The following is a 15,017-nucleotide window of genomic DNA, read 5'->3' on the forward strand; positions in this document are numbered from 1 at the left end:
GATGGATCAGTCTTTGATGACGCAAGCCGTCTCGGCGCTGTCGACGATCGTCATCGGCGTTTTCGGCTGTGTGGGGTGGTTCTGGCTCTCGAACCTTGCGCTCGACGCCGCGCTGCCGCCACGGGGCGAGAAAATCGGTCGCAATCTGGCCTTGGCCGCAGCGATCCGGCCGTGGCTTTTTCTGGGTCCGGCGCTGATCGCGCTTGGGGTCTATCTCGTCTATCCGATCTTCGTGTCGATCTGGCTGTCCTTTCATGACACCCGCGGCGATGCCTTTGTGGGGCTCGCCAACTACCGCTGGCTCCTTGCCGACAGCAAGTTCCATGAATCCTTGCGCAACAATGCCTTGTGGCTCGTTGTTGTGCCAAGCTTCTCGACCTTGTGCGGGCTGATCGCCGCCGCCTTGACCGATCGCATCCGCTGGGGGAACCTCGCGAAATCGCTGATCTTCATGCCGATGGCGGTGTCCTTTGTCGGCGCGGCGGTGGTGTGGAAATTCGTCTATGACTACCGCGGCGAGGGGCAACCCGAGATCGGCCTTCTGTCCGCTCTGGTCACGCATCTGGGCGGCACGGCGCAAGCTTGGTTGACGGTGCCCGGGTGGAACTCGATCCTGCTGATGGTCGTGCTGATCTGGATCCAGACCGGCTTCGCGATGGTGATCCTTTCGGCGGCGCTGCGCGGCATCCCCGAGGAAACGGTCGAGGCAGCGACGATCGACGGCGCGACGCCGCTGCAGATCTTCTTCCGGATCAAGGTGCCGCAGATCTGGGGTACGATCGCCGTCGTCTGGACCACGATCACCATCACCGTGCTGAAGGTCTTCGACATCGTGCTGACGATGACGAACGGACAATGGGGCACGCAGGTGATGGCGAACCTGATGTTCGACTGGATGTTTCGGGCGAATGACTCGGGCCGGGCCTCGACCGTGGCGCTGGTGATCATGCTTCTGGTGACGCCGATCATGATCTGGAACATTCGCAACGCGAACCGGGAGATGCGCTGATGAATGACCGGGTCGAAGACGGCGCGGCGGGGCGGTCGGCAGCGCTCGTCTGGGCGGTGAATATCGCGGCGGCGGCGCTGGTGCTGCTGTGGACAATCCCAACCGTGGGTTTGCTCGTCTCGTCTTTTCGGGACCGCGACCAGATCATCACCTCGGGCTGGTGGCGGGCGGCCTTTTCGTCCACAGCCAACGATTTCGTGCGGGCGGGAACGGCTGCGGACCAAGTACAGGAGGGCGATGTTTTCGTCATATCCGGCAATGTGTTGCCGTCGAAAGCTGAGCTGAAATCCTGGGGTGTTTCGTCAAAGGCGCCCGCCGCCTATCAGCCCGGAGACATCGCCGAGCTTAAGGATGGCCAACGCTTGACGGTTTCGGACAAGGGCGATTATCGGCTGACCTCGCCCACGGCCTTCCCCGAGGGTCGGGGCATGCGGATCTTCGTCACGACCGTGGCCCCGCCGCGTCTGACGACCGGGAATTATGCTCGTGTGATCACAGCCGAGGGGATCGGGCGGGCATTTCTGAACACGATGACGGTGACGATCCCGGCCACGGTGATCCCGATTCTGATCGCGGCCTTCGCCGCTTATGCGCTGGCCTGGATGCGGTTTCCGGGCCGCGCGCTTCTGGTCGCGACCATCGTCGGCCTGTTGGTCGTGCCTTTGCAGCTGGCGCTGATCCCGCTTTTGAAACTCCACAACCAGATCGGCCTGAACCAGAGTTACCTCGGCATCTGGCTCGCCCATACCGGCTTCGGCCTGCCGCTCGCCATTTACCTTTTGCGCAACTACATGGTCGGTCTGCCGCGCGAGATCATCGAATCCGCCCGCGTCGACGGCGCGACGGAGTTCCAGATCTTCCGCCGCATCGTCTTGCCGCTCTCGTTCCCGGCGCTGGCTTCCTTTGCGATCTTCCAGTTCCTCTGGGTCTGGAACGATCTGCTGGTAGCCACCGTCTTCCTTGGCAATGCGACCGATACACAGGTGATGACCGGAGCCCTGCGCGCGCTTCTGGGCTCGCGCGGGGGCGACTGGGAAATTCTCGCGGCCTCGGCCTTCGTTTCGATCGCCGTGCCGCTTATCGTTTTCTTTGCGTTGCAGAAATATCTCGTGCGCGGTCTTCTGGCCGGCTCGGTGAAAGGTGGCTGAATGACCTTCCTTGAAAAATCCCCCGACTGGTGGCGCGGCGCGGTGATCTATCAGATCTACCCGCGCAGCTTTCAGGACACGAATGGCGACGGGGTCGGCGATCTGCCCGGGATCACCCGGCGGCTCGATCATGTGGCCGGGCTTGGCGTCGATGCGATCTGGATTTCGCCCTTCTTCACCTCGCCGATGAAGGATTTCGGCTATGACGTCAGCGACTATTGCGACGTTGATCCGCTGTTCGGCACGCTGACCGATTTCGATGCGCTGATCGCGCGGGCACATGACCTGGGGCTGAAGGTGCTGATCGACCTGGTGCTGTCGCACAGCTCCGACGCGCATCCGTGGTTCAAATCAAGCCGCCAGAGCCGGGTGAACCCGAAATCCGACTGGTATGTCTGGGCCGAGCCGAAACCCGATGGTACCGCGCCGAACAACTGGCTCTCGATCTTTGGCGGTCCGGCGTGGCAGTGGGATGCCCGGCGCGAGCAGTACTATCTGCACAACTTCCTGACCTCGCAGCCCGACCTGAATTTCCATTGCCCCGAGGTGCAGGAGGCGCTTCTGGGCGTGGCGAAGTTCTGGCTTGATCGGGGCGTCGATGGCTTCCGGCTCGATACGATCAACTTCTACATGCATGATTCCGAGTTGCGCAATAATCCGCCGCTGCCACCGGAGGAACGCAACGATCAGACCGCGCCCAAGGTCAATCCCTACAACCACCAACGTCACATCTACGACAAGAACCACCCACAGAACATTGTTTTCCTGCGGAAATTGCGCAAGTTGATGGATGGCTACAATGCCGCCGCCGTGGGCGAGATCGGCGACAGCCAGCGGGGCCTCGAGATCCTGGGCGAATACACCTCGGGCCCCGATGCGATGCAGATGTCCTATGCCTTCGAGTTGCTCTCGGGCCATGCCGCGCTCGGTGCCGATGACATCGCCGAGGTCTTCCGCAAGGTCGCGGAGGTCGCTCCTGAAGGCTGGGCCTGCTGGGCCTATTCGAACCATGATGTCGTGCGCCACATCACGCGTTGGAGTCTCACCGACCCGGCGGCGCGCTGCTACACGACGTTACTGATGTGCTTGCGCGGCTCGGTCTGCCTCTATCAGGGCGAGGAACTCGGTCTGCCCGAGGCCGAGATCGCCTACGAGGACCTGCAGGACCCCTATGGCAAGGAATTCTGGCCCGAGTTCAAGGGGCGAGACGGGTGCCGGACGCCGATGGTCTGGCAAGGCAACGACCCGCAGGGCGGGTTTTCAAGCGTGAAGCCGTGGTTGCCCGTTTCGGCGGCGCATTGCGCCTTGGCTCCCGATGTCGTCCAAGGAGATTCCGGGGCGCTCATCCATCATTACCGCAAGGCCATCGCTCTGCGTCATGCCCATCCGGCGCTGCAAAAAGGCGCGATGACAGCGATCGAAACCAAGGCTGGTGTTCTCTCATTCATCCGCTCCGAGGGCGAAACGGAATTGCTTTGCATTTTCAACCTGACCGATAATCCGTCCTCTGTCAGCTGTCCGGGCGATTGGGAGGCGGTCGATGGCTCCGCGCCAGAAGGGGGGAAACTCGACCTTGGCGCTTGGGACTTGGCGATCCTGAGGCGGCGCGGAGAGCACCATGGCTGATCTCAAACTCACGCGCGTCGGCAAATCCTATGGCGAAGTGGACGTGCTGCGGGACATCAACCTCGATATCAAAGCCGGGGAGTTGATCGTTTTCGTCGGCCCCTCGGGCTGCGGAAAGTCGACGCTGCTGCGGATGATCGCGGGGCTCGAGCGGATCAGCGCGGGCGAATTGCGGATCGATGGCGTGCGGGTGAACGACATGCCGCCCGCGCAGCGCGGCATTGCGATGGTGTTCCAATCCTATGCGCTTTACCCGCATATGACTGTGCGCCAGAACATGGAATTTGCCTTGAAGATTGCGAAGAAGACCCGGCAAGATATTGACAAGGCTGTTGAAAACGCCGCGCGCATCCTGCAGTTGACGCCCTATCTCGACCGGCTGCCGAAGGCGCTTTCGGGCGGGCAGCGCCAGCGCGTGGCCATTGGCCGGGCGATCGTGCGCGATCCCAAGGTCTATCTGTTCGACGAACCGCTCTCAAACCTTGATGCCGCGCTGCGGGTGGCGACGCGGATCGAGATCGCGCAGCTGAAAGAGGCGATGCCCGAGCGGACGATGATCTATGTCACCCATGATCAGGTCGAGGCGATGACGCTGGCCAGCCGCATTGTCGTGCTGGCGAACAAGGGAATCGCGCAAGTCGGCACCCCGCTCGAGCTTTACGAAAAACCCGAAACCGAGTTCGTCGCGCAGTTTATTGGTTCCCCGCAGATGAATCTGCTGCCCGGGGTGATCCGTGAAACCGGGGCGGTGACGGTGGTGGCGCTGGACGATGGCGGCACCGCGCGCTCGACCGTACCCACGAGCCCGGCCGACCTTGGGCTGCGGGTGAATATTGGCGTTCGACCCGAGGATCTGACTGTGATCACAGAAGGCGGACTGTTTACTGGCGTTGTCGAGATCGTCGAGGCGCTCGGCGAGGTGACGCTGCTTTACTTCGCGGCCAAGCCCGGGGAACCGCATATGGTTGCGAAACTGCCCGGGATCCATGCCGGTTTGCGTCACAGCACGGTCGGCCTGACCGCTGCGCCGGAAAAGGTGCATCTGTTCCACGCCGGACGGTCGCTTCTTTATCGCTGATGTCGCAAAACGCGCATGGATGTCGGCAAGCGTCGGGTAAAACCGGGACAGACCCAAGCGGAGGTGCGCGATGAGCGAAGAGATCGAACAGGCGGCAGGCGGGCGGCGGGCGCGCGGCGGCGGCGGGGCGGCCCGGCGGGCCGAACGCACCGCGGTGCGGGTCGAATTCGCCAAATATATCGAGCGCAACATCCCGAACCTCGAGATCCTGAACGAGGAAGCGCTCCAGATCATCGAAGCCAATGCCGAGACGGTGCTGGAACAGATCGGCGTCAATTTCGTCGAGAACCCGGCCGCGCTCGACCGCTGGCGTGCCGTGGGCGCCGATGTGCAGGGCGAGCGCGTGCGCTTCCCGAAAGGCCTTGCGCGCGAATTGTGCAAGACCGCGCCGTCGAGCTTCGTGCAGCATGCCCGCAACCCCGACCGCAATGTTACCATTGGCGGGAAAAACCTTGTGCTTGCACCGGTTTACGGGCCGCCCTTCGTGCGCGATCTGGAAGGTGGCCGCCGCTATGCGACGATTGCCGATTTCCGCAATTTCGTCAAACTCGGCCAGATGTCGAAATATCTGCATCACTCGGGCGGCACGGTTTGCGAACCGACCGACGTGGCGGTGAACAAGCGCCACCTCGACATGCTGCACGCGCACATGACGCTGTCGGACAAGCCCTACATGGGCTCGGTCACCGAACGCTCGCGCTGTGTCGACTCGATCGAGATGTCGAAGATCCTCTTCGGCGAGAAATTCGTCGACGAGAACACGGTGATGACCTCGCTCGTCAACATCAACTCGCCGCTGACCTTCGATCCGATCATGATGGACGCGCTGGAAGTCTATGCGGCGGCGAACCAGGCCTGCATCGTTTCGCCCTTCATCGTCGGTGGCGCGATGGCGCCGGTGACGGTCGCGGGCACGCTGACGCAGGTGCTGGCCGAGGTGATGGTCGCCGTGGCCTACAGCCAGATCATCCGCAAGGGCGCGCCGGTGATTTTCGGGGCTTTCGTGACCTCCATCGACATGAACTCGGGCGCGCCGACCTTCGGCACGCCGGAAGCGGCGCAGATCACGCTGGGCGCCGGGCAGCTGGCACGGCGGATGAACCTGCCGTTCCGTTCGGCGGGCTCGTTCTGCGGCTCGAAACTGCCCGATGCGCAGGCGGCCTATGAAACCGCGAACACGCTGAACATCGGTCTGCTCGCGGGCGTGAACTTCATGCTGCATGCCTGCGGCTGGCTCGAAGGCGGTCTGGTCTCGTCCTACGAGAAATATGTGATGGATGCCGATCAGCTCGGCGTGCTGCATCGCTTGGCGGCGGGCGTCGACATGAGCGCGAACGGGCAGGCGATGGATGCTTTGCGCGAGGTCGGCCCGGGCGGTCACTTCCTTGGCTGTGGTCACACCCAGTCGAACTTCAAGGAGGCCTTCTGGAAGACCGACCTGTTCGACTACAAGCCCTTCGAGACCTGGGACGAGGAAGGCGCGCGCGACACCGCGACGCTGGCGAGCGTTCGGGTGAAGAAGATGCTCGGCGACTATCAGGCACCGGCGATCGATCCGGGCGTCAACGAGGCGCTGGCTGAATATGTGGCGAAGAAAAAGGCGTCGGTTCCTGACGCGTTCCTCTGAGCCGCGGGCGGGGGCGCTGTCCCCGCACCCCCGGGATATTTGAGGCAGATAAAAGGCGCTCCGGTCGGGGCGCCTTTTGATTTGCGGCCCTGAAGGAGCTATTGCCCCGCGTCAAGCGGGCGGATGCGCAGTTGGCTGATCCGGTTGTCCTTGCGGGCGGCGACTTCAAAGCGGAAGCCGTGGAACGAGAAGACCTGCCCGACCTCGGGGATGGTCTGCGCCTCGTGGATCACGAGGCCCGCGACCGTGTTCGCCTCGTCATCGGGCAGCGCCCAGTCGGTTTCGCGGTTCAGGTCGCGGATCGTCATCGCGCCATCGACGATGTAATCGCCCGTCTCGGTCGGTTTCAGTTGCCGTTCGCCCTTGGGGTCGAATTCATCGGTGATCTCGCCGACGATTTCTTCAAGGATGTCTTCGAGGGTCAACAGCCCCTTGAGGTCGCCATATTCATCAACAACGAGCGCGAAGTGCGTGCGCCGCTTGAGAAATTCCCGCATCTGTTCGTCGAGCGGAGTTGTCTCGGGGATGAAATAGGGCTTCATCGCGACCTTCATCACGTCAAGGTCGGAGACGGAGTCGAGCTTGCCATCCCCCGTGCGCAGGAAACGCTCGACCGCGCGCAGAAGGTCCTTGGCATGCAGGATGCCGACGACATTTTCCCGCTCGCCCTTGTAGAGCGGAAGCCGAGTGTGGGGCGAGGCAAGAACCTGCGCCAGAACCTCGTTCGGGTCGTCCTCGGCGTCGATCATCTCGATCTGGCTGCGGTGGCGCATGATCTCTTCGACGGTGCGATTGCCGAGATCGAGCGCCCCCAGCAGGCGGTCGCGGTCGGCCTTGTCCACCGTCCCCTCGGAGGTGCCAAGCGCCAGCGCCCCGGCGATCTCTTCATGGATCGAGAACATGTTCTGGTTCGCATCGGTGCGATGGCCAAAGATCCAAAGGATGCCGCGCACGATGCCGCGCACGACCGACACGATCGGGCTGAGCACCACGATCAGGATGCGCACCAGTCGCGCCACCCGGGCCGCCACGGTCTCGGGATTGGCGATGGCCCAGGTTTTCGGCAGCACCTCGGCGAAGATCAGCACGAGGGCGGTCATCACCAGCGTCGCCAGCGCCACGCCGGAATGGCCGAAAATGCGGGTCAGCAGTGCGGTCGCCAGCGAGGCCGAGAGGATGTTGACGACGTTGTTGCCCAGAAGCAGCGAGCCGATCAGCCGCTCGCTGTCCTCGGTCACCCGCAGCGCGGCGGCCGCGCCCTGTTCGCCTTTGTCGGCCCGGGCACGCAATTTCGCCCGCGAGGCTGCGGTAAGCGCGGTTTCGGACCCGGAGCAGAAGGCCGAGATCATCAGCAGAACCGCGATGGCCGCGGCGTTGATCCAGAAGGTCGTGTCGAGAAAGGCGATGAAAGTGCTCATGATGCAGTGATGATGCGGCCTTGCCGCGATGGGATCAAGTCTTGCCGGCCAGGGGGTGATGGCCCAGCACCAGCTCTTTCAGCCGTTCGTCGAGGACATGGGTGTAGATCTCCGTCGTCGAGAGATCGGCATGGCCGAGCAGCGTCTGGATCACCCGAAGATCGGCGCCGCCTTGCAGCAGATGCGTCGCAAAGGCATGGCGCAGCACGTGCGGTGTTACTCGCGCCGGATCGAGGCCCGCCGCAAGGGCGATATCTTTCAACAGCGCATGGAAGGCCTGCCGGGTCAGGTGCCCCTCTTTCCCCGTGGACGGGAAAAGATAGCGCGAGGGCGGGGTCTTGCGGGCGATCCGCGCCTCTTCCTCGGCAGCATCCCGAGTGACGAGCCAGGCCGCCAGCGCCTCGCGCGCGGGATGCGACAGCGGCACCATCCGCTCCTTGTCGCCCTTGCCGCGCACCATCAGCATCGCGGGATTGCCGCGCGCCGCCGAGACCGGCAGGCCGACGAGTTCGCTGACCCGCATGCCGGTCGCATAGAGCAGTTCCATCAGGCAGCGGTTGCGGATCTGTTCGGCGGCGGTGCGGCCCTGATCGCGCCCGGCGTCCAGAAGCGCCTCGACCTCCTCGACACTCAGCGTCTTCGGCAGGCGCTTTGCCTTGCCGGGACCGGAAATCTGCAGCGTCGGATTGTCCTCGCGCCAGCCTTCGTCATAGGCGAAGCGGTAGAATTGCTTCACCGCCGACAGCCGCCGCGCCCGCGTCGACTTTGCCAACCCCTCGGCTTCAAGCCGAATGAGCCAGGTTTCGACCGCGTCGCGGCCGAGCGTCATCAGATCAAAGCCTTTTGCCGCCGCAAAATCGATGAAATCGACCAGATCGCGGCCATAGGCGTCGATCGTGTTGCGCGCGGCCCCGGCTTCGGCGGATTGCGCCTCCAGAAAGACAGCGATCCGTTCGCGCGGGGTGAGGCGGATCATCCGCGCCGCTCCAGAATGATCAGTTGCAGCGCGGTGCGACGGGCCAGGGTTTCGAGCCCGACCTTGCGCAGAAGGATCAGCCCGGCCTCGAGCCGCCGCGGATCGCCCTTGGCGCCTTCCGAAATGTCATCGACGGCCGAGAGCAGCGCCTCGCCCAGACGGTCGGGAACGAGGGTCGCATAGGCCTCTGGAACCGCTTTCGGCGGTGCATCGAAGACCCGCTTCACCGTCAGCGCCAGCAGATCCTGTGCCGGGATCTGCGAGGTATCGCCGCGCGCCACCGCGATCAGCAGCGGTTCGGCACTGGCCGCCTCGGGCCAAGTTTGCGCGACCTTGTCGAAATCGCTGGTGAGCAGCGCCATGCGCAGCGCAAGGGTCTTCGCCGCACCGGTCAGCGGCAGATTTTGCAGCCGAGGGGCGAACATCTCGGCAAAGGCGGTTTCGAGTTCCTGATCCTGCATCACCGCCCAAGCTTGCGGCAAAACCGTGTCGACACGGTCCACATCACTTGCAGAAAGGGCGCTATCCAATTGCGAAATAAGCGTAACGCGATCCCATACCCCGCCCGACGCAGAAGCGCGATCCTGCGTGTAAAGCCCCAGAAGCTGGTTCGGATCAAGCACCCCCATGCGGGTCAGGCGTTCGGCAGCTTCGAGTTGCGTCTTCCAGCCGGCATTGGCGCGCAGGTCGGAATGCGCGAAAGCGACGGGCAGGGTCGTCGTCGCCATCGGCTGGCCGACCGCCTCCATCAGCCGGAAGCTGAGCGGATTGGGCCGCGCGGGCGGCGGCAGATCGGGGGCGCCATCGGCCCCGGCATCGTCCAGAAACCGCTGCAGCAGCGTCGCCGTCTCGCTGTCGATCTGACCCAGCGCCTGTCCGGTGCCCAGCGTCAGCATCGCCGCATCCCAATTGCTGCGCCGTGCCAGACAATAGATCCGCGCCGGATACGAGGGCGCAACCGCGGGCGATTTCTCCATGATTTCACAGGCATGGTCTTCCTGACCGAGCAGCAGCGCAACATCGAAGCGGCGCCGGAAGATTTCGGGGTCGGAAGGTTCGGCCTGCTCGAGCAGCGCCATCGCCTGATCCAGCGCGCCAAGATCCAGCAGACGATCGATCCGGGCCAGGAACAGCACGTTCTTGCCCTCGGGCGCCGGGGTGATCGGCGGATCGAGTTCGGCGAGCATCAGCTCCAAAAGGAACCCCTGCACGGCGGGAAGCGTATCAAGACGCTCCTTGCGCAGGGCGGCGGCCAGATCGACCTCGGGCGTCGCCCCCCAAAGCCCGCGCGGCAGACCGATGCGGCTGGCGGAAAGCAGGCCCAGGCTGTCGGCGCTAAGCGGCGAATCGAGCGAGGCGACCCCGATATTCTCAAGCGTGCCGACACCCGACACCGGGGCCTCACCCGCAACGGGGGGCAAGACGGCGGCCGACCCGTTGCCCGGCCGCGCCACACTGACGGAGGTCGAAAGCCAGTCGATCGCCGACATTGGTGGTTCGGCGACAGCCACACCGGAGGAGAGAAGACCGAGCGTCAGGCTCAGCAGCAGGCGGTGCTCAATCGTCAAGCCCCGCCCCCGCGGCTGCGGGCGCGGCACCCGATTGCGGGGCGCTCGCATCGGCGGGCGCAGCGGGCGCCATCGCGGTCTCGGGGACCACAGGCGCAACCGAACCCGGCGCCGGGGCAAGATCGGGCAGGGCGACGGGAGTACGGATTTCAACCGGCTCGGCGCTCATGTCACCGAAATAGGCATAGCCCAGCGTTCCGAGCACCGCCGCCACGAGAAGAACGAGGATGGCCTTGAATATGCGCCCCATGTGTCTGCTTTCTTGTCTTTATGGTCGTCTTCGATCGTTTTCGCCGGAAACGGGAGCTGCCGCATTCGGGCGTCGCACCTGCGGGGATGCCGCCGAAACGTCGCGCTGGCAAGATTATATATGGCATTTCGGCAAAGTTCACGCCATTGAGGGGCGCAAAGATCACGAATGCGCAAGCGCCCGTCAGAGGCGGGACCGGGGAGGAAGCGTGGCCGGGGAAGAGGGAGTTCACCCGCGTCTGCAAAAGACGATCGTGCTGGTGGGGATGATGGGCGCGGGCAAGACCGCGGTCGGCACGGCTTTGGCGCGCGCCTTGAAGGTGCCGTTTCACGACAGCGACGAAGAGATCGTGAAGGCGGCGCAGCGCTCGGTGGCCGAAATCTTCGAGCGCGACGGCGAGCCGTTCTTTCGCGCCCGCGAATCGGAAGTGATCGAGCGGCTTCTGACCGGCACGCCCGGTGTCGTCTCGACCGGTGGCGGGGCCTTCATGGCCGAGGCGAACCGCGAGATGATCGCCCGGCTTGGGATCTCGGTCTGGCTCAAGGCGGAACTCGAGCTGCTCTGGAACCGGGTGAAGAACAAGACGACGCGACCGCTTTTGCGCACGGCAGATCCCAAGGCGACGCTCGCGGGATTGATCGACAAGCGTTACCCCGTCTATGCGCTGGCACAGGTGGCGGTCGAGGCCGAGCCGGGGCTGTCGATCGAGCAGATGGCGCAGAAGGTGATCGAGGCTTTGACGGCGGAACCCGGGGTTTTCGCGGAGGATTGAATGACCGAAGTGGTGAAGGTGGAACTTGGCGCGCGCGCCTACGAGGTGCGGATCGGCGCCGGGCTGCTGGCGCAGGCGGGGGCAGAGATCGCGCCCTTGCTGCGCAAGCCCAAGGTGGCGGTGGTGGCCGACGAAACCGTGGCCCGGTTGCATCTTGAGGCGCTACGGGCGGGGCTTGGCGATGTCGAGATGGTCTCGATGACGCTGCCTTCGGGCGAAGGCACGAAAAGCTGGCCGCATTTCGAGCGGGTCTGCGAATGGCTTCTGGCGCAAAAGGTCGAGCGCAAGGATATCGTCGTTGCCTTTGGCGGCGGGGTGATTGGCGATCTGGTGGGCTTCGCATCGGCGGTGTTGCGCCGCGGTGTGCGCTTCGTGCAGATCCCGACGACGCTGCTGGCGCAGGTCGACAGCTCGGTCGGGGGCAAGACCGGGATCAACGTCGCCGCGGGCAAAAACCTGATCGGCGCGTTTCACCAACCCTCGCTGGTGCTGGCCGATATCGGGCTTCTCGACACGCTCACGCCGCGCGATTTTCTCGCCGGCTATGGCGAGGTGGTGAAATACGGGCTTCTGGGCGATGCCGCCTTCTTTGACTGGCTCGAAAAGAACGGCCCCGCGATGGCGGCGGGCGACAGCGCTTTGCGGCAATATGCGGTGAAGCGCTCGGTCGAGATGAAGGCCGACATTGTCGCGCGCGACGAGACCGAGGAAGGCGATCGGGCGCTGTTGAACCTTGGCCACACCTTCTGCCACGCGCTCGAGGCGGCGACGGGCTATTCGGACCGACTGCTGCATGGCGAGGGCGTGGCGATCGGCTGCGCGCTGGCGTTTGAGCTGTCGCAGCGGCTGGGCCTGTGTTCGCAAGAGGCGCCCTCGCGCGTGCGGGCGCATCTGCGCGACATGCAGATGAAGGTGGAACTGACTGATATCCCAGGGGAATTGCCGGATGCCGATGGGCTGATCGCATTGATGGGGCAAGACAAGAAAGTGCTCGACGGCAAGCTGCGCTTCATTCTCGCGCGGGGGATTGGCGAGGCTTTCGTGACCTCTGACGTGCCGCGCGAGGTCCTGAAGGATCTGCTGACCGAAGCGCTGGCGCGCCGGGATCTTCGTTAAGACGTCAATCGGCGCGGCGCGTTTCAGCGAAAGCTCAGTCGCAGATCCGGTTGGTTCGGATCACCGGGGCAATCCAGCGGATGGGGCAGTTGCAACGCTGCCCCGTCTTCGGGCGCATCTTGCATCGCGGCGCTCGAAAAGGTCAGTTCGATCAAATCAGGAACGCCATCGCGCGTGACATGCGCGCCGTTCTGCGGATGCAGATGCACAAGCCGAAGCGGAAACTGCGCAACAAAATCAACAAGTTCACCGCAGCGCGCCCCGATGTCGTGGAACTCGACCGCCAGTCCGGACAGTTGGTCGGCATGATCGATCAAGGCCTGAAGGCAGTCATATTCGGCGCCCTCGATATCCATCTTCACGAAAACCTTGCGGCCAAGGCTGCGCGCTTCCGAGAGGATCTGTTCGGGAGACAGGTAGAGATCGGAGGGACCATGGCCGACAAATTTTCGGATATGGACCCGGTCGCCGACGAAGAACTGCTTGTAGTCCTTCCATATGCGGAGCCGCTTTGAAAACCGGCTCGGACGATGCACATGCAGGAGCGAGCGCAGCATCTTGTTGCGGAAGTGCCGCTCGCCCATGGAAGCATCATAGGCGCGAAGTGGCGTCGGGCGGATGCGCAGGAAATCCGCCTCAAAGCTCCAGTCGCTGGCTATGCCCATGGCAAGCAGCGCGTCAGATTGCGCCAGATCGCGCGCATCGACAAGATACCCGCCGTCGAAATCGCGCCCCAGCCGACGCAGATGTGCCGTCGGCCAGGGCCGAAGGGCCTCCGGCAAATGAACGTCGATCGCGCTTATTCCCATTCGATCGTGCCCGGTGGCTTCGAGGTGATGTCATAGGTCACCCGGTTGATGCCCTTGACTTCATTGATGATCCGCGTCGCGGTCTCGCCAAGGAAATCATGGCTGAACGGGTAGTAATCCGCCGTCATGCCATCGACCGAGGTCACCGCGCGCAGCGCGCAGGCGTAATCATAGGTGCGCCCGTCGCCCATCACGCCCACGGTCTTCACCGGCAGAATCGCGACGAAGGCTTGCCAGATCTCGTCGTAAAGCCCGTGCTTGCGGATCTGGTCGATATAGACCGCATCGGCCTTGCGCAGGATGTCGAGTTTTTCGCGGGTGATTTCGCCGGGGCAGCGGATCGCAAGACCCGGACCGGGGAAGGGGTGGCGGCCGATGAACTTCTCCGGCAGACCGAGTTCGCGGCCAAGGGCGCGGACCTCGTCCTTGAAGAGTTCGCGCAGCGGCTCGACGAGCTTGAGGCCCATCTTTTCCGGCAGCCCACCGACGTTGTGGTGCGACTTGATCGTGACCGACGGGCCGCCACTGAACGAGACCGATTCGATCACGTCGGGGTAAAGCGTGCCCTGGGCGAGGAAGACCGCGCCCTCGATCTTGTTCGCTTCACGCTGGAAGACGTCGATGAAGAGCTTGCCGATCGTCTTGCGCTTGACCTCGGGGTCCGAGACGCCCTCGAGCGCGCCGATGAACAGGTCGGCCTCGTCGGCGTGGATCAGCGGGATGTTGTAGTTGTCGCGGAACATCGAGACGACTTCGTCGGCCTCGTTGAGCCGCATCAGCCCGTGATCGACGAAGACGCAGGTCAGCTGATCGCCGATGGCTTCGTGGATCAGCACAGCCGCAACCGAGCTGTCAACACCGCCCGACAGGCCGCAGATCACCCGCTTGTCGCCGACTTGCGCCCGGATCTTGGCGATGGCGTCGTCCTTGTAGGAGGCCATCGTCCAGTCGCCGGTGAAACCCGCGAGACGGACGAAGTTCTCGTAGAGTTTCGCGCCTTTCGGCGTGTGATGCACTTCGGGGTGGAACTGCACGGCATAGAAATGGCGCGCGACATCGGCGGTGATGGCGAAAGGCGCGCCGGGCGAGGTGCCGTAGACCTCGAAGCCCGGGGCGATGCGCGAGACGTGATCGCCGTGGCTCATCCAGACCTGTTCTTGACCGGCGTCGAACCAGCCCTCGAGGATCGAAAGGCTCTTGTCCGTCGGCGTCACGAAGGCGCGGCCGAATTCGGCGGTGCCGTGACCGCTTTCGACCAGACCGCCCAGCTCCTGCATCATCACCTGCTGGCCGTAGCAGATCCCGAGGATCGGCACGCCAAGCGTGAAGGCGGATTTGGGCGGGCGGGGCGAGCCTTCGCGGGTGACCGAATCCGGGCCGCCCGAGAAGATGATGGCCTTGGGGGCGAAGTCCTGCAGGAAGGCGTCGGTCACCTTCTGATAGGGGTGGATTTCGCAGTAGATGGAAAGCTCGCGCAGGCGCCGGGCGATGAGCTGGGTCACCTGCGAGCCGAAGTCGATGATGAGGAGGCGCTGATGCTGGGTCATGGATGCGGAATAGGTTGGGATGGGCTGGAAAGCAAGAGGCCGGGGGCGCTGCCCCCGGACCCCCGAGATATTT

13 protein-coding genes are annotated in these 15,017 nt (G+C 63.8%); 7 read left to right on the plus strand and 6 right to left on the minus strand.

Features of this window, described 5'->3' with window-relative positions; translation table 11 throughout:
- The first annotated feature begins 16 nt into the window (after window positions 1-16).
- The 5 genes from C8J30_RS01975 (at window position 17) to C8J30_RS01995 (ending at window position 6,488) form a co-directional block, all read left to right on the plus strand.
- Window positions 17-1,009 carry a carbohydrate ABC transporter permease gene (locus tag C8J30_RS01975; RefSeq protein ID WP_110804286.1) on the plus strand — a complete coding sequence of 331 codons (993 nt, stop codon included), beginning with the start codon at window positions 17-19 and terminating at the stop codon, window positions 1,007-1,009.
- Window positions 1,009-2,157 carry a carbohydrate ABC transporter permease gene (locus C8J30_RS01980; RefSeq protein WP_110804034.1) on the plus strand — a complete coding sequence of 383 codons (1,149 nt, stop codon included), beginning with the start codon at window positions 1,009-1,011 and terminating at the stop codon, window positions 2,155-2,157. The genes C8J30_RS01975 and C8J30_RS01980 overlap by 1 nt, the downstream gene beginning before the upstream one ends.
- Window positions 2,158-3,783, plus strand: coding sequence for an alpha-amylase family glycosyl hydrolase (locus tag C8J30_RS01985; protein WP_110804035.1), 1,626 nt, complete (start codon window positions 2,158-2,160; stop codon window positions 3,781-3,783).
- Window positions 3,776-4,861: an ABC transporter ATP-binding protein gene (locus C8J30_RS01990; RefSeq protein WP_110804036.1), complete on the plus strand. Its 1,086-nt coding sequence runs from the start codon at window positions 3,776-3,778 to the stop codon at window positions 4,859-4,861. The genes C8J30_RS01985 and C8J30_RS01990 overlap by 8 nt, the downstream gene beginning before the upstream one ends.
- 70 nt (window positions 4,862-4,931) lie before the next feature.
- The gene (locus C8J30_RS01995; RefSeq protein WP_110804037.1) at window positions 4,932-6,488 is read left to right on the plus strand and encodes a trimethylamine methyltransferase family protein; all 1,557 of its coding nucleotides are present in this window, start codon (window positions 4,932-4,934) and stop codon (window positions 6,486-6,488) included.
- 98 nt (window positions 6,489-6,586) lie between these two features.
- Here C8J30_RS01995 and C8J30_RS02000 read toward each other — a convergent pair whose 3' ends face one another.
- The 4 genes from C8J30_RS02000 to C8J30_RS02015 are packed head-to-tail and all read right to left on the minus strand — an operon-like array spanning window position 6,587 to window position 10,700.
- Window positions 6,587-7,906, minus strand: coding sequence for an HlyC/CorC family transporter (locus C8J30_RS02000; RefSeq protein ID WP_110804038.1), 1,320 nt, complete (start codon window positions 7,904-7,906; stop codon window positions 6,587-6,589).
- A gap of 34 nt (window positions 7,907-7,940) precedes the next feature.
- The gene (locus C8J30_RS02005) at window positions 7,941-8,882 is read right to left on the minus strand and encodes a site-specific tyrosine recombinase XerD (RefSeq protein ID WP_110804039.1); all 942 of its coding nucleotides are present in this window, start codon (window positions 8,880-8,882) and stop codon (window positions 7,941-7,943) included.
- Entirely contained in the window at window positions 8,879-10,450 is a 1,572-nt protein-coding gene (locus C8J30_RS02010) for a hypothetical protein (protein ID WP_146227849.1), read from the minus strand. The genes C8J30_RS02005 and C8J30_RS02010 overlap by 4 nt, the downstream gene beginning before the upstream one ends.
- Entirely contained in the window at window positions 10,440-10,700 is a 261-nt protein-coding gene (locus tag C8J30_RS02015) for a hypothetical protein (RefSeq protein WP_110804041.1), read from the minus strand. The genes C8J30_RS02010 and C8J30_RS02015 overlap by 11 nt, the downstream gene beginning before the upstream one ends.
- A gap of 208 nt (window positions 10,701-10,908) precedes the next feature.
- Here C8J30_RS02015 and C8J30_RS02020 point away from each other — a divergent pair, with 208 nt between their 5' ends.
- Entirely contained in the window at window positions 10,909-11,472 is a 564-nt protein-coding gene (locus C8J30_RS02020) for a shikimate kinase (protein ID WP_110804042.1), read from the plus strand.
- Window positions 11,473-12,588 (plus strand): 3-dehydroquinate synthase, encoded by a 1,116-nt coding sequence (gene aroB / locus C8J30_RS02025; RefSeq protein WP_110804043.1) that lies wholly within the window; start codon window positions 11,473-11,475, stop codon window positions 12,586-12,588. It abuts the gene before it with no gap.
- Window positions 12,589-12,611: 23 nt separating this feature from the next.
- Here aroB and C8J30_RS02030 read toward each other — a convergent pair whose 3' ends face one another.
- Window positions 12,612-13,370, minus strand: a complete 759-nt coding sequence (locus C8J30_RS02030) for a class I SAM-dependent methyltransferase (RefSeq protein ID WP_181420740.1) — start codon at window positions 13,368-13,370, stop codon at window positions 12,612-12,614.
- Between the two features lie 17 nt (window positions 13,371-13,387).
- Entirely contained in the window at window positions 13,388-14,944 is a 1,557-nt protein-coding gene (guaA, locus tag C8J30_RS02035) for a glutamine-hydrolyzing GMP synthase (RefSeq protein WP_110804045.1), read from the minus strand.
- Window positions 14,945-15,017: the final 73 nt, after the last annotated feature.

Source organism: Rhodobacter viridis (assembly GCF_003217355.1).
Lineage (GTDB): Bacteria > Pseudomonadota > Alphaproteobacteria > Rhodobacterales > Rhodobacteraceae > Rhodobacter > Rhodobacter viridis.

Excerpts from the sequence above, each read along its gene's own strand:
- C8J30_RS01985 (WP_110804035.1), top strand. The coding sequence starts at position 2,158 with ATGACCTTCCTTGAAAAATCCCCCGACTGGTGGCGCGGCGCGGTGATC.
- C8J30_RS02005 (WP_110804039.1), bottom strand. The coding sequence starts at position 8,882 with ATGATCCGCCTCACCCCGCGCGAACGGATCGCTGTCTTTCTGGAGGCG.
- C8J30_RS01990 (WP_110804036.1), top strand. The coding sequence starts at position 3,776 with ATGGCTGATCTCAAACTCACGCGCGTCGGCAAATCCTATGGCGAAGTG.
- C8J30_RS01975 (WP_110804286.1), top strand. The coding sequence starts at position 17 with ATGACGCAAGCCGTCTCGGCGCTGTCGACGATCGTCATCGGCGTTTTC.
- C8J30_RS01995 (WP_110804037.1), top strand. The coding sequence starts at position 4,932 with ATGAGCGAAGAGATCGAACAGGCGGCAGGCGGGCGGCGGGCGCGCGGC.
- C8J30_RS02000 (WP_110804038.1), bottom strand. The coding sequence starts at position 7,906 with ATGAGCACTTTCATCGCCTTTCTCGACACGACCTTCTGGATCAACGCC.
- guaA (WP_110804045.1), bottom strand. The coding sequence starts at position 14,944 with ATGACCCAGCATCAGCGCCTCCTCATCATCGACTTCGGCTCGCAGGTG.
- C8J30_RS02015 (WP_110804041.1), bottom strand. The coding sequence starts at position 10,700 with ATGGGGCGCATATTCAAGGCCATCCTCGTTCTTCTCGTGGCGGCGGTG.
- aroB (WP_110804043.1), top strand. The coding sequence starts at position 11,473 with ATGACCGAAGTGGTGAAGGTGGAACTTGGCGCGCGCGCCTACGAGGTG.
- C8J30_RS01980 (WP_110804034.1), top strand. The coding sequence starts at position 1,009 with ATGAATGACCGGGTCGAAGACGGCGCGGCGGGGCGGTCGGCAGCGCTC.